Source organism: Fibrobacter sp. UWT3 (assembly GCF_900230125.1).
Classification (GTDB): Bacteria; Fibrobacterota; Fibrobacteria; order Fibrobacterales; family Fibrobacteraceae; genus Fibrobacter.
Map to the genome: position 1 here is coordinate 652,801 of NZ_OCSS01000001.1, position 13,688 is coordinate 666,488.

The following is a 13,688-nucleotide window of genomic DNA, read 5'->3' on the forward strand; positions in this document are numbered from 1 at the left end:
GTTCGTCGTCTCGGGTGCAACCGCGACCGATTAATATCGGTCGCTTTTTGCTCACGGAATGAAATTTCTATCTTAGGGGGCATGAACCTTGCTGGAAAGAAAATCCTTCTGGGTGTTTCGGGCGGTATCGCGGTCTACAAGAGCTGCGAACTTTTGCGCCTGTTGCAGAAGAAGGGCGCCGAGGTGCGCGTGTGCATGACGGAGGCCGCGACGGAGTTCGTGGCGCCGCTCACGTTTGCAAGCCTCAGCAAGTGCCCCGTGTACCTGAAGAACGGTGCCGTGGAGGCGCGGCCTTTCCAGCATATTGATTTCCCGCGGTGGGCGGACCTCTACCTGGTGGTGCCCGCAACCGCGAACGTTATCGGGAAATTCGCCTGCGGTATCGCCGACGACCCGGTGAGCCTCTGCTTCATGAGTTGCACGTGCCCGCGCGTCGTGGCGCCCGCGATGAACGTCGCGATGTACAACAGCCCCGCGGTAAAACGCAACCTCGAGGTATTGCGTGGGTTCGAAAATACGACCGTGCTCGAATCGCCCGCGGGTGAACTTGCCTGCGGCGAGGTGGGGCAGGGAAGGCTTATGGAACCGGCGGAGATTGTTGCGTTTTTAGAGACGAAAGACGAAAGACGAAAGACGAAAGATATTGAAGGGGAAGGCCTTCCCCTCTCTGCAGCCGCTCGCGCGTCTTCCGCTACCCCTTCTAGCGGGGGACACCCCCGCAACGCCTCCGAACCGCCCGCGTTCCCTGTCGCGCAGGATATCGACCCGACTCTGGATGCAACACTCCCCGGTCATGGCAAGAAGGTGCTATTGACCGCGGGCCGCACCGAAGAGGCGATTGACCCGGTGCGCTACATCAGCAACCGCAGCAGCGGGAAGACTGCAGTGGCGCTTGCTTCCGTGTTCTACGCGAACGGCTTTCAGGTTGAAGTCGTTGCGGGTCCGATGGAGGCGGCGTTCCCGGGCGGAGTCCAGGTGACCCGCGTGCAGAGCGCCCGGGAGATGCACGACGCCGTGATGGAACGACTCGACCAGGCCGACGCCGTCGTGCATTGCGCGGCGGTAGCAGACTACCGCCCCGCCCACGCCGCCGATGCGAAAATCAAGGACAGCCGGAGCCAGCTTACCATAGAGCTCGTGCCGAACCCAAACATTCTGCGCGACTGCACCGCCGCCCGCGCATCTCGCAACCAAAATTCATCTTGCGACCAAAACGCATCTTGCAGCCAGAATGCCGGCGCATCCCATACCGGCAAAGAAGCGCCCTGCAATAAACAACAGGTCATCGTGGGGTTCGCGCTCGAGACTGACCACTTCGAAGAGCATGCCGCCGAAAAACTCGCGAAGAGCGGCGCCGACGCCCTCCTGTTGAACGCCCCGGTCGCAAGCGATTCCGGATTCGGGCACGATTGCGTGCGCTACACGCTGGTGCGCCCCGGCATGGATGTGCCCGAAATGAAGATGGGCGGCAAGGTCGACCTGGCCCAGGAAATCGTCGCATTTGTTATTGATAAACTAAGAGTATCGCGGTGAGGGAAAATGCCGGAAGAATTTGACTTTGCTGAACTTCGCAAGTATCTCCGTGGGCAGATTGACATGGGGGATTCCGAGGTGTTCCTCGATGAACCGTGGACCCTCGTGAAGCGGGCCGCCCCGGCACCGTCCAGGCCGGCAATAAACACCGCGCCTTCCGTGCCCGCGAGAAACGTGGCGCCCTCCGTGCCCGCATCTGCGCAGTTCTCTCCCGTGACAAACAATCCCGCGGCAAACGTTTCTTTCGCTGCGACAAGCGCGCCTTCCGCGATAAACACGTCTGCGACAAGCGCGCCTTCCGCAAGCGCTTCGCTGGCAGGCGAATCTCCCGCCGCTTCGCTGTTCGCCCCGACGGGCGGCCTTGCGGCTCCGGCCGCCCGCCCGGCCGTGAAGAAGACAGCCTCCGCGTTCGAATCTGCGGAATCGCTCGACGCCTTCTATGCGGCCATCAAGTCCGACGTGGTCTACGCGAATGTCGGCGACCTCGCGCTCTACGAGGGCCCCGCGAACCCGAAGATCCTGCTCCTGCTGCCCGCTCCTCCGGCACAAGGCGGCCCGTTCTTTGCTACCCCCGCGGGCGAGATGCTCGTGCGTCTCTTCGGTAGCCTCTCCATCCCGGCAGAATCGATCGGGGTCACGTTCTTCTACAAGGGCAGAACCGCGCGTAACATTCCCGCCCTGCTCGAGGCGACACTCAAGAAGATGCTTGCGAAGGAACTCTCGTTCATCGCCCCCTCGGTCATGGTCACGTTCGGGGAACCACTCTTTCACCAGGTATTCGGCAAGGGGAAGAATTTCGAGGAGCACGCCGGTACCGATATGGAATTTTCGGGCGTCAAGACGTGCTCGCTGGTCGATGCCTACGCCATGTCGCAGGATAAGCAGCTCAAGTGGGTTACCTGGAAGGTCCATATCCCGAAGAGCAGTTACTTCAAGGCGTAGCCCGCATACCGCAAGCCCGATAAAAATTATATTTCCTGTTGATTGTTATGCCAGAATTTGCAAAGGAAAATAATACTTACGAAGGTCGCCAGGTCCCGATGGATACCGATGCCGAGCGTTACTTGCTTGGTGGCATTCTCCGCGACCCGAATACGATTTCGCCCGCCATCGAGATGATTGCGGAAGACGACTTCTTTTACCTGGAACGCCACCAGTTGATTTGGCGTGCCATGAAGAACCTTTATAGTCGCGGTACGGCTATCGACATGCTCACGCTCCCGGCCGAACTCGAGTCGATGGGCAAGCTCCGCGAGGCGGGTAACCGCGAATACATTTTTGACCTGATGGAAAGCGTCGCTTCTGCGGCGAACGTGGAGTGGAACCTCGAGCACCTGCGCAACAAGCACGTGCTCCGCAAGCTCATCAAGATGTCGTCCGAAACCATAAAGCAGGCGATGGATGCGACATCGTCGCCGGACGAGGTCCTGCAATCTGCCGAACGTTCCGTGTTCGCGATTGCCGAAAAGCAGGTGAAGAACACGCTCCGCCCCATCGAGAAGTTCATGAGCCCGCTCCTGGAGCGCCTCACTACCCGTAGGGACGGCATGACCGGCGTGCCCACGGGCCTCAAGGACCTGGACGAACTCACGAACGGCCTGCAGAATTCGGACCTGATTATCCTGGCGGCGCGCCCCGGTGTGGGCAAGACGTCGTTCGCGCTCACGATTGCCGCGAACGCCGCTATCGATTACGGCAAGCACGTGGCGTTCTTCAGCCTCGAAATGGATGGCGTGCAGCTGGCCCAGCGCTTGCTGTGTTCCCGTTCCGGCGTGGACCAGAGTAAGCTCCGCAACAACAAGTTGAACTCGGACGAGATGAACCAGCTGGTGGCACACGTGGGGCCGATCAACCAGGCTCCGCTGTTCGTGGATGACAATGCCGACCTCGGCATTATGGAACTCATGAGCAAGGCCCGAGACCTCAAGCGCAAGGGCGAACTCGATATGCTGATTATCGACTACCTGCAGCTGATGAAGACGGGCAACGAGGAAAACCGTGCCGTCGCCATCGGTGCAATTTCGCGCGGCCTCAAGATTTTGGCGAAGGAACTGCAGATTCCGGTCATCGCGCTTGCCCAGTTGAGCCGTAAGGTCGAAGAGAAGGGCCGCGACAGGCCCCAGCTCAGTGACCTTCGCGAATCGGGCTCTATCGAACAGGATGCCGATATGGTGTGGTTCGTGGAACGCCCCTACGTGCGCACCCACAAGGAAGAAGAAAAGAACAAGGCGGAACTCATCGTGGCGAAGCACCGTAACGGTTCGGTGAGGGATATCCCGCTCACGTTCATTCCCGAATGCACTACGTTCAAGGACGGCTTCGACGATTCCGGGATGGTTGGCGGAGAGGAACAGGATTACAGTTACGGCGACGACGCCTCGTTCTCGGGCCCCTCTGACTTTGGAGGGTATTAGCGATGCCCTTGCTGCTCAGGCCCATTGCGTGGATAGGTCGCGTCATCGTGGACGGCATCTCGAGCATTGGCGAGGTGCTGTGCATATTGCTGTTGACGCTCAAGCAGATGCCTCACGTGTTCAAGAACCCCGACCTTGTCGTGAAGCAGATGGTTTCCATCGGCGTGTCTAGCCTTCCGCTTTTGTTTGTGACGTCCATCTTTACCGGCATGGTGGCGACCGTTTGCGCCGAGTTCGAGTTCCAGAACCTGGTGGCCGACAAGTTTGTGGGTACTGCCGCCTGCAAGATGGTGCTTATCGAACTTGGACCCCTGCTTACGGCTATCGTGCTTTCGGGCCGCGTGGGCAGTGCCGTTGCCGCCGAACTTGGCAGCATGAAGGAGAAGGAGGAACTCGCGGCCTACACGGTGCTCGGTCTTGAGCCCTACCGCTACCTCGCCCTCCCGCGCTTTGTCGCCTTCATGACGATGATCCCGTGCCTTACCGCGATTTCGAATGCTCTCGCGCTTATCGGTGGCTGGATCGTGTGCGTGCTTGGCCTAGATATTACTACGTACACTTACACTACCGGCATGCAGTACCTGTTCGATTCCATGGACCTTTGGTCGGGCATGATAAAGTCGCTCGTGTTCGGCGTGATTATTTTTGTGCTGGGCTACTACCACGGGATTAACGCCCAGGCCGGCGCCCGCGGTGTGGGGCTTGCGACCATGAACGTCGTGGTCTCGAGCTGCCTCATGATTCTGATTTCTGACTTCATTCTCGATGCCATCATGTTCTTCTAGTTTTGCAGGTGATATATGCCAAACGTAAAGATTGACCCGAACGACATTGCCATCAGGCTCAAGGGACTCAAGAAATCCTTCGGCCCGCAGACCGTTCTCGAGGACGTGAACCTCGATATCCGGCGCGGCGAGACGATGGTCATCATCGGAAAGTCCGGTGGTGGAAAGTCGGTTATTCTTAAGCACATGATTGGCCTCTTGCAGCCCGATGGTGGCGAAGTGTCCGTCGACGGTGTGACCATCAGTACCCCGAAGTTCTTCGACACGCATACGATTCGCCGCAAGATGGGCATGCTCTTCCAGATGGGCGCGCTCTTCGATTCCATGAACACCGGCGAGAACATCGCGTTCGCGTTGCGCGAGCACCACCCGGAACTTTCCGAGAAGCAAATCCAGGACGTGGTGACCGAGAAACTCCAGATGATCAACCTCGTGCCCGAGTTCCGCACCAAGATGCCGAGTGAACTTTCGGGCGGTATGCGCAAGCGCGTGGCGCTTGCCCGCGCGATTGCCTTGAACCCGGAAATCCTCCTGTACGACGAACCGACGACCGGCCTTGACCCCATCACGAGCGACGTGATTAACGACCTCATCCTCGACATGCAGAGCAAGCTCGGCGTGACCTCGGTGGTGGTGACCCACGACATGGTGAGCGCCTTCAAGGTGGCCGACCGCATCGCGATGCTCCTGAACGGGCGCATTATCGAGGTGGGTACGGTGGACGAAATCAAGAACACGAGCAACCCCTATGTGCACCAGTTTATTACCGGCCAGCGCAAGATTTCGGTGGACGAGGAGCAGTAGTGCGTGTTTTTGGGGAAAAAATGGGCTTTTTTGCGTGTTTTCGTTCACAAAAAAAGGATTTCCGTTACCCCTTTTGCAAATAATAATGTAATTTTCTAGGTAGAAAAAGAGGTTTTTTATGAAGAAGAAACTTTTGATAAGTTTATCGTCGTTCGGCTTGGTGGCCGGATTTTGGGCCTGCGGTGATGGTACCGTGGAACCCCTGAACGAAGAAACTGACGGATATGTCAGGGCAATGCTCGAAACGCAGTCTATCGACTTCGCTAGCCAGGTTGCCGATGCCAAGAAGAACTGTGCCGCGGATGTCATTTGCGAAAACGAGATGGCGAAGGCGCAGGGTTCGGCTATCCTGATTGAGTCGTCTGCCGCCCCGACCCCCGAATCTTCGGACGGAATCCCTCAGCCGGTATCTTCGTCTTCTTCAAGGGATTTTTTCAATAACTTCTCCTCAAGGGGCCCCATCGGCCAGCAGAGCTCGTCGTCCGTAGCTCCGGTCGTAGTCGAGTCTTCGTCGTCGGAAGTGAAAGTGCCGGCGGGACAGTATGGTACGTGTGCTCCAAGTAAGGCGACTGCCGAACTGAATGAAGAAGTGACTTGGACATTTACGTTCAATACGCAGGGCTCCGGGTTGCAGCCTACGGATATTATGAATGCGAGCTTTGCCTGGGCTATGCCTGACGGAACACCGGAATCGGCTACGGGTCAGAAGAGTGCTAAGACGAAATATGCTGTATCGGGACCTAAAACCACGACTGTTTCTGTAACGGCTGGTGGAGCTACGCAGGAAGTCTCTTGCTCACCTTTGAACGTAAACGGAGCCCCGATTACGGGTTGCAAGTGCATGCCTACGAACATACAGCCTGATGTGTCGCAGGGCGAATCTGCTACGTGGACTGCTTCGGGATGCACGACAACGGCTAATATTACCGGTTACACATGGAAGGGCGCAACTGCCGATGCTTCGGGTCTTGTCGCAACAGCACCTGTTACGGCTAAGGGCGATGTTGTTACTGGTGTTTCTTTCACGGTGGCGAATGACGACAATACTAAGGTGACTGTCGCGTGTGAAGATGCCAAGGCTATTGACATCACCTCTCCGGACTATCTGTTGGAAGTGACTGGTGGTCAGATTTCGCAGGATAAGATTGAAGTCCTGAATGAAGGCTGCATTACGGTCAAGGGTACGTGGGACAACCAGTACTACACACCGACCATAACGGTTGTCTGTGATGCAAGCGGTAGCAATGTGTCCCTGAAGATTACCTATGGTTCTGCAACTCCTGTTACGGGAACTGGAGCCTATGGCGTCAACAACATCACCATGCCTTTGGGTAAGGCACAGGCTGGCGCAATCGAATACAACAATGTTTGCATTACGCTTTCCGGCGCTGAATCTGCCAAGTGTGGCTTGGGAACGCAGGGCTAATACTAGTTTTACTTGAAAACAAAACCCGCTCATTCGAGCGGGTTTTTCTGTATCATTCCGTTGGCAAGAGTGTGTCTATGGATACACTTGCAGCTTCGGTGCTTCGGTATGACGAAGGGTCACGGGTCGATATTGGCTTACATGAACCAGTAGCCGACGCCGACCTTGAAGGTCATCTGCTTGCCGCCGTCCATCGATTCAATCAGGTCGCTTTCGCAATCGGGGTACATGTCGCTGAGTCCGAGCATGAAGGCTGCGTCGATGGAGAGGCGTTCCATAATAAAGAAGCCTGCCCCGAAGAGGAGCCCGAACGTGAACCCGGCCTGTTCGATTTTCTCGTTGAATTCCATGCTCGTGGTGCCAAGTCCGCCACCCATATCGATGTCCTCTTCCAAGGTGACCTTGGAACTGAGGTTCAGGGTGAGCTGCACGCCAGCCGCGATGTAGAGCATGTCCAGAATAGTTGCGCGCATCGTGAGCGGGATTTCAAGGTCCATCTGCTTGAACACGCGCTCGGCGGCCTCGTCGCTTTGGGTGAGGGCCGCAAAGTGGAAGTTCAGCTCGGGCACGAACTGGAGGTAGTCCACCATGGGGATGCGTCCGCGGATACCCGCATCGAAGCCGAAGCCGGCCGGGGCGTCCGTCTCGTCACCCATGTTCCAGTCCTGGGCGAGTCCGTTCAAGAAACTGTAGTTGAAGTCGATGTGCGCGCCGACACCCATCTTGGAGTTGAGCGTGTTTGTTTTTTGCGGGGCGCTTGCCGTGTTTTCTGCGTAGGCATTGTCGCCTGAGTCGTATGCGGTGCGGGTGTCGGCCTGTTCGCTGGCTGCGGGGGCGGGTTCGCTGGCCGTCTGGGCGGTAGTTTCGCTCTGTGGTTCTGCGGCCTCGCTGGACTGTTCGGCAGCTTCCTCTGCGGGCTCGGCTTCCTCAGCTTCGGTTGCTGAGCTTGTCGAAGCATCGGTCTGCTCGTCTGCGGGCCAGGCGTCTTCCTGTGCGACTGCGAGCGAGGTGGCGAGGGCGGCTGCCGCGATAATCTTGGATATATTCATGGATTCCTCCGTTATTTTGCGGTAAATGTAATAATTTCGGCAGAAAATGGGCGGGTCTTTAAAAAAAGTCGTTGTGGACCATGCAGGAGTTTAATAAGAGGGTAGCATAAGCTACTATATTCATTGCGCAACCCCCAAAAGGTAAAACAATGGCAAAAATCAACTATAGCTCCGAGACAAGGGAACAGGTCATCAAGCTGGTCCTGAAAGGCGAAAAGTCAGCAAACCAAATAGCCAAGGAACTCGGAATCGGGCCCAATACAGTCGGTCGGTGGGTAAACGAGTACCGCAAGGAACACAACCTGCCGAGCTACCGCGAGGAACGGCGAATCCGCAAGGTGTCCGTCGAGGAACTCGCCGCCAAGAACAGGGAACTGGAAAAACTCCTGAAGAAGCGTGAAAAGGAGCTTGCGGACGAGAAGGAGACGGTAGAGATCCTAAAAAAATCCCTGCACATCTTTATGCGACCACACGACTGAAATGCGAGGCGATACACGTGAACCGCAAGAAATACTCAGTCAGGAAGATGTGCAGAGCCCTAGGAATACCGCAGTGTTCCTACTACCAGTGGTCGCGCCAGCAGGAAAAACGTGCCGAGAAGAAGGCCCGCGAAGAACGGCTTGTCCAGAAGGTCCGCGACACCTTCGAAGAAAACCACCGCGTGTACGGTTGCCCGAAGATGCAGGCGGCACTCCATGACAAGGGTGACGAGGTAAAGGTGTGGAAACTGCGCCGCATCATGCGCGAGAACGGTCTCTATCCGGTCACGCTCAAGAAATGGAAACCCTACCGCAAGGGCAAATGTGACTCCATGTACAGCGAGAACCTGGTGCAGCGGAAGTTCGATCCCGACAGTCTGAACGCCGTCTGGGCCGGCGACATCACCTACGTCAAGACTACGCTTGGCTGGGTGTACCTTGCCGTGGTACTTGACCTATGCAACAAGGAGGCGGTGGGTTATGCCGTGAGCAAGAACATCGACACGGAACTTGTCAAGCGCGCGTTGTCCAATGCCATCATGCAACGCGGCCATCACGACGGACTAATCTTCCATTCCGACCGCGGCGTGCAGTACAGTAGCATGGGTTACCGCACGATGCTCTCGGAGAACGGGATAACGCCCTCGATGAGCGCACCGGGCTGCCCCTACGACAACGCCTGCATGGAAAGCTTCTTCGCTAGCTTCAAGAAGGAGATGGCCTACAGGCGTGACTTCAAGGACATCGAAGACGTGCGGGAGGCCGTTTTCAGGTACATCGAGCTGTTCTACAACCGGAAACGGCTCCATAGTTCGCTCGGTTACATGACACCGGTGGAATATAGGCTGTCAAAACAGGCTGCCTAGACCACAAGGGTATACCACTTAACAAGAAAAAAGGATATATTTTAACTTAACCGGTAATGAATATGGTCGTTCATGAACCCACTATTAAAAAAACTACAAATCCAAAGTCCGTTTGGGTAAAAAGACAGATGTTTACTTTGTGTGCGAAGATAATGCATGGCGTGAGGCGACAACGGACGAAGAACGCGAATGTCGCGAAAATGGCGTCTGCAATATATCCAGATGTACACAGAGAAAGGAAGGCAAGTTCAAGGAAATCGATGGAAAACAACAGGTGTGCAGTTATTTGGACGCAAATGAGTATGGGTGGAAAGTTGCCAACTGTGCTGAGATAAAGACTGGTCAAAAAAAGTGTGTGAATGACGATTTGGTCTGGGCTTGCGAGGATTATGGCAGTTTCCTGATTGACTATTTCTGTGCGGGTGAATGGATTCCTGTATCTAATCCTGATGCTTATACCCCTGCAAATTGGAGCAAGAAAAGGGCGGAGTACTACACGCAAGAAATGCACCCCGATGCCGTGTATGGTGATGATTTAGTTGATGCTCGCGATGGAAATGTCTATAAGACAGTCTTTATTGGCGGTAAGCGCTGGATGGCAGAGAACTTGCGGTATGCCGATAGTGTCGAAACGCCGAATATGAAGTCTATACACAGAAGTAGCTGGTATTCTGATGATGTCAAACAATTCTCTTGCGATAATCAAGATAATCAAGGATGCAAATACAGCTGGACCGCAGCATTGGACATTGATTCTAAATGGCAATGGATAGATTCGCCCACACTTCCAGAACACACCCCTTCGTCTCTGATGCAGGCTCCGCATCGTGGAATTTGCCCGGAAGGCTGGCATGTTCCTGATACTACGGAATGGAAAATATTAGGGGACATCGACGCTGTTGCTTTGCAGATGAGGGGCTTCCGCTATTGGAATAATGCTACGGATGCAAGCGGCTTTTCTGCTCTGCCGTCTTGTTACTATAGTGATTGCTCGAGTTCCTATTGGAGTATTTCCGAAAATGAAAACGTAAATGTCTACATCTGGAAGATAGAAAACGAAACAGCAGCATTTTATGAATGGGGCAAGGGAGACCTTTTGCCAATCCGCTGCATCCAAGACTACCCCGTAGAACCTTAACACTCTTCCACTCACCTTAATAAACAAGGAACACCACCATGAACCCCATAAAAAACACCCTTATGTCACTCTGGAGCCGTAAGGCGATAGAGTCCAAAATGATAGTGGCGATAGCATCCGTTGCATTCCTTCTCTCCGCTTGCGGCGAGAATACCACGACCGAAAAAATTGTCGAAGTCGCGGGCTCTGGCGTTGAAGTCGTGACGGATGTGTCGCTGCTGCCGCCCTGTTCTGCGACTAACGAGGGCGAACTGGTGTGGGTCAGGAATGAGGCTACTCCGCGCATGTGTTCTGCTGGCTTGTGGTATGCCATTGCCGAAGGGAGCGTGGCTGCGACTTGCTCTACTCAGCCGTTGCTCGATGGTGGCGGCGTGAAGATCCTTTGTGGCGGCGATTCCATTGGCGTTGTGCTCAACGGCAAGGATGGTGCGCAAGGCATCCAGGGGAAGCCGGGCGTTCAAGGCAAGCAGGGTGTTGCCGGTAAGGATGGTGCTGATGGTGCGCCGGGTGCCGATGGCAAGGACGGCGAAGATGGTGCAGATGGTAACGATGGCGCTCCAGGTGCGGGCTGCTCAATGGAAAAGATTGACGAGTTGTCTGTCCGCGTAACCTGTGGCACGGAATCGACTGTCCTTTATGTCGGCGAATTGCCCGATACCACGGGGCAGGGCGAGGTTGTCCTTGACTCTGAAAAGATTGCAATTTCTTTGGACGAAGTTTCCGGCGTAACGCAGAAGGGCCCGTTCCTGAGCGGTTCAAAGGTGCTCGTGCGCGAAATGGAAGACGGACGCACCCTGACGCAGACGGGTAACAGCTTTAACGGCAAGATTTTGAACGACAATGGCGAATTTAAAATTAACGCCCGCATGCTCGTGAGCCAGTACGTGATGCTTGAGGCGTCGGGCTACTACCGCAACGAAGTGACCGGTGAAAACTCGAACTCGGAACTTACGTTGTTTGCGATAACGGACGTGAACGACCGAAACATCGTGAACGTGAACCTGCTGACGCACTTGGAATACGAACGCGTGATTTACCTGGTGACGCAGAAGAAGATGAAGGTCCGTGCCGCCAAGAAACAGGCGCAAAAGGAAGTATTCGGTCTCTTGAACATTGACGCGACGGACTTCAGCAACTCCGAAGACCTGAATATTGCAGGGGCAAGCGACGAAGACGCTGCCCTGCTTGCATTCTCCATCATATTGCAGGGCGACCGCAGCGTGTCGCAACTTTCTGAACTTTTGCAGAAGATTGCAACCGACATGGAGACGGACGGCGTTTGGGACGATGAAACCCGGCGTAGCGAACTGGCCGACTTTGCCGCCGCCATCGACAGCAGCGACCGCATTCAGAGAATACGCACAAACGTGGAAGGCTGGGGACTTTCGAGCATCGTGCCGAACTTCGAGAAGCATGTGCGCAAGTTCTGGACGACCGAATTCGGCATGGGCGAATGCAACGACGAGAACATCGGCAAGGTGGTTGCCGCCAACAAGGGTATTGCGACCCGCCGATACATTTGCCGCGCGGATAGCTTGTGGCATGTGGCTAGCGACTTCGAGAAGGATACCTACCAGTGGAAGGACTCTACCGACGGCGCGCTCAAGGCGGGTGCGATTACGGGGAAGACTTACGTGTTCGACTCGACCGGAGTGCGCAACGGCGGCGTGAAGGGCTGGCGCGATGCTGCCTACCTTGAAGGCTTATATGGCGGCTGCAACAAGAAGTTGTATGGAGCATTCCGCTATGACAATAAGCAGGGCGGCTATTACCAGTGTCAGGAACAGGCGCACGACTGGGTGCTGTTCAAGAACGACATCATGATTGATACGCAGTTGTGGAGCGAAGGCGAGGACGGCTATGCCAAGTGGGGGGATTCCATCGGCGTGGTGACACCTGGTAGCAAGAATTGCTATGTCTATGATACGAGTGCGGCATATAGAGGTTGGCGCGCGGGAACGAATAACGACTGTTCTCTTGGCTTGCTTGGGTGCACTGACGGTCGTGCGGGGCGTATGCTCAAGTCGCCGGAAACGGGGGACTACTACAACTGTGCGAATAAAACATGGACAAAGGTGAAGGACCGCATTTTGCTCAATACCAATGGCTGGGATTGCCTGGATAGCAATGACGGTGAAATTAAAGCCGGCTTGGTGCATGACGCTTATTTTGTGTGTGAACTTAATGTATGGCGCGAGGCGACAATTGAAGAAGAAACGAATTGCAGAACGAATGGTACTTGTCAAGCTGAAAATTACTGTACATATGAAAAGAGCGGAATTTTTGATGAACGAGATGGAATTATCTATGTATGTGCTGATTATGATTGGCTTGAGACAAATTGTGCCGAGAAAAAAGTAGGAATTGCGTGTTTTGATTATAATTCTTATATACTTGAAGGATACTATCAAGTGTTGCAAGATTCTGTTGTATGGAATTGCGAAAGTGTTGGAAACATTGAAATAGATTATGTGTGTAAGGGCGATAGATGGCACCCTGTGGAAAGTCCTTATGACTATACTCTTGAACAATGGAATAAAAAGAAGGCCTTGTATTACACGTCGGAAAAGCATCCAGATGCCGTCTATGGTGAAGACCTGATTGATGACCGCGATGGTAAAGTCTATAAGACGGTGATAATTGACGGCAAACGCTGGATGGCGGAAAATCTGCGTTATGTAGATAGCTTGCACTCGGTAAATCTAAAAGGCGGAGTCTCTTGTTCTGGCGGTCTCTATACTGGTATTAAATATAATTGTGAAATTGGTGGTGTAGGTTACGTTTGGACTGCAGCAATGGATATTGATTCGAAATGGGTCCGTGGAGACGCTCACGCAGGTTCTGTTGTTAAACATCCGCATAGGGGAATTTGCCCTGTAGGATGGCATGTTCCTGACAGCACTGAATGGATAAACCTTGGCAAATCTAACGCTGCGACATCGCTACAGGCTGCTTTGGGCGTCTGGAAAAGTGAATCATACGGCGACGTTTGGGATGGGGCGACTGATGCCTCTGGCTTTTCTGCTTTGCCGATTTTTTGGGGCATGTTCTGGAGTTCTTCTGAAATCAACGGCGATGATATAGGCCGTTGGTATTTGCAAGCGGATACCTCGACATTCGGTTATACGAGGAAAATCTACAACAATGCATACCCTGTCCGTTGCGTCGAAGACTACCCCACAGAACCCTAACAA

Annotated in this window: 11 protein-coding genes; 10 read left to right on the plus strand and 1 reads right to left on the minus strand. The window is 54.5% G+C overall.

The window, feature by feature from the left end:
• The first annotated feature begins 81 nt into the window (after positions 1-81).
• The 6 genes from CRO08_RS02720 to CRO08_RS02745 all read left to right on the plus strand — a co-directional run bounded on the left by CRO08_RS02720 (position 82) and on the right by CRO08_RS02745 (position 6,962).
• Complete coding sequence (locus CRO08_RS02720; RefSeq protein WP_097034950.1) at positions 82-1,533, plus strand: phosphopantothenate--cysteine ligase family flavoprotein; 1,452 nt, start codon at positions 82-84, stop codon at positions 1,531-1,533.
• Between the two features lie 6 nt (positions 1,534-1,539).
• Complete coding sequence (locus CRO08_RS02725) at positions 1,540-2,475, plus strand: hypothetical protein (protein WP_097034951.1); 936 nt, start codon at positions 1,540-1,542, stop codon at positions 2,473-2,475.
• Between the two features lie 47 nt (positions 2,476-2,522).
• The gene (dnaB, locus tag CRO08_RS02730) at positions 2,523-3,947 is read left to right on the plus strand and encodes a replicative DNA helicase (RefSeq protein ID WP_072812888.1); all 1,425 of its coding nucleotides are present in this window, start codon (positions 2,523-2,525) and stop codon (positions 3,945-3,947) included.
• A gap of 2 nt (positions 3,948-3,949) precedes the next feature.
• Positions 3,950-4,732, plus strand: a complete 783-nt coding sequence (locus CRO08_RS02735; RefSeq protein WP_072812891.1) for an ABC transporter permease — start codon at positions 3,950-3,952, stop codon at positions 4,730-4,732.
• Between the two features lie 15 nt (positions 4,733-4,747).
• Complete coding sequence (locus CRO08_RS02740) at positions 4,748-5,536, plus strand: ABC transporter ATP-binding protein (RefSeq protein ID WP_072812894.1); 789 nt, start codon at positions 4,748-4,750, stop codon at positions 5,534-5,536.
• 118 nt (positions 5,537-5,654) lie between these two features.
• On the plus strand, positions 5,655-6,962 hold the full coding sequence (locus CRO08_RS02745; RefSeq protein WP_097034952.1) for a hypothetical protein: 1,308 nt from the start codon (positions 5,655-5,657) through the stop codon (positions 6,960-6,962).
• A gap of 137 nt (positions 6,963-7,099) precedes the next feature.
• Here CRO08_RS02745 and CRO08_RS02750 read toward each other — a convergent pair whose 3' ends face one another.
• On the minus strand, positions 7,100-8,011 hold the full coding sequence (locus CRO08_RS02750) for a porin family protein (protein WP_097034953.1): 912 nt from the start codon (positions 8,009-8,011) through the stop codon (positions 7,100-7,102).
• A 149-nt stretch (positions 8,012-8,160) separates the two neighbouring features.
• On the opposite strand from CRO08_RS02750, the gene CRO08_RS02755 reads away from it, so the two are divergent.
• The 4 genes from CRO08_RS02755 to CRO08_RS02770 all read left to right on the plus strand — a co-directional run bounded on the left by CRO08_RS02755 (position 8,161) and on the right by CRO08_RS02770 (position 13,685).
• On the plus strand, positions 8,161-8,490 hold the full coding sequence (locus tag CRO08_RS02755) for a transposase (protein WP_097034692.1): 330 nt from the start codon (positions 8,161-8,163) through the stop codon (positions 8,488-8,490).
• Between the two features lie 17 nt (positions 8,491-8,507).
• The gene (locus tag CRO08_RS02760) at positions 8,508-9,356 is read left to right on the plus strand and encodes an IS3 family transposase (RefSeq protein WP_176495013.1); all 849 of its coding nucleotides are present in this window, start codon (positions 8,508-8,510) and stop codon (positions 9,354-9,356) included.
• 112 nt (positions 9,357-9,468) lie between these two features.
• Positions 9,469-10,494, plus strand: a complete 1,026-nt coding sequence (locus CRO08_RS02765; RefSeq protein ID WP_097034954.1) for an FISUMP domain-containing protein — start codon at positions 9,469-9,471, stop codon at positions 10,492-10,494.
• A 38-nt stretch (positions 10,495-10,532) separates the two neighbouring features.
• The gene (locus tag CRO08_RS02770) at positions 10,533-13,685 is read left to right on the plus strand and encodes an FISUMP domain-containing protein (protein ID WP_097034955.1); all 3,153 of its coding nucleotides are present in this window, start codon (positions 10,533-10,535) and stop codon (positions 13,683-13,685) included.
• The last annotated feature ends 3 nt before the right edge of the window (positions 13,686-13,688 follow it).

What these genes read in the sequence shown, in the direction of transcription:
- CRO08_RS02735 (WP_072812891.1), top strand. Translation starts at nt 3,950, where the DNA reads ATGCCCTTGCTGCTCAGGCCCATTGCGTGGATAGGTCGCGTCATCGTG.
- dnaB (WP_072812888.1), top strand. Translation starts at nt 2,523, where the DNA reads ATGCCAGAATTTGCAAAGGAAAATAATACTTACGAAGGTCGCCAGGTC.
- CRO08_RS02750 (WP_097034953.1), bottom strand. Translation starts at nt 8,011, where the DNA reads ATGAATATATCCAAGATTATCGCGGCAGCCGCCCTCGCCACCTCGCTC.
- CRO08_RS02755 (WP_097034692.1), top strand. Translation starts at nt 8,161, where the DNA reads ATGGCAAAAATCAACTATAGCTCCGAGACAAGGGAACAGGTCATCAAG.
- CRO08_RS02745 (WP_097034952.1), top strand. Translation starts at nt 5,655, where the DNA reads ATGAAGAAGAAACTTTTGATAAGTTTATCGTCGTTCGGCTTGGTGGCC.
- CRO08_RS02725 (WP_097034951.1), top strand. Translation starts at nt 1,540, where the DNA reads ATGCCGGAAGAATTTGACTTTGCTGAACTTCGCAAGTATCTCCGTGGG.
- CRO08_RS02770 (WP_097034955.1), top strand. Translation starts at nt 10,533, where the DNA reads ATGAACCCCATAAAAAACACCCTTATGTCACTCTGGAGCCGTAAGGCG.
- CRO08_RS02720 (WP_097034950.1), top strand. Translation starts at nt 82, where the DNA reads ATGAACCTTGCTGGAAAGAAAATCCTTCTGGGTGTTTCGGGCGGTATC.
- CRO08_RS02740 (WP_072812894.1), top strand. Translation starts at nt 4,748, where the DNA reads ATGCCAAACGTAAAGATTGACCCGAACGACATTGCCATCAGGCTCAAG.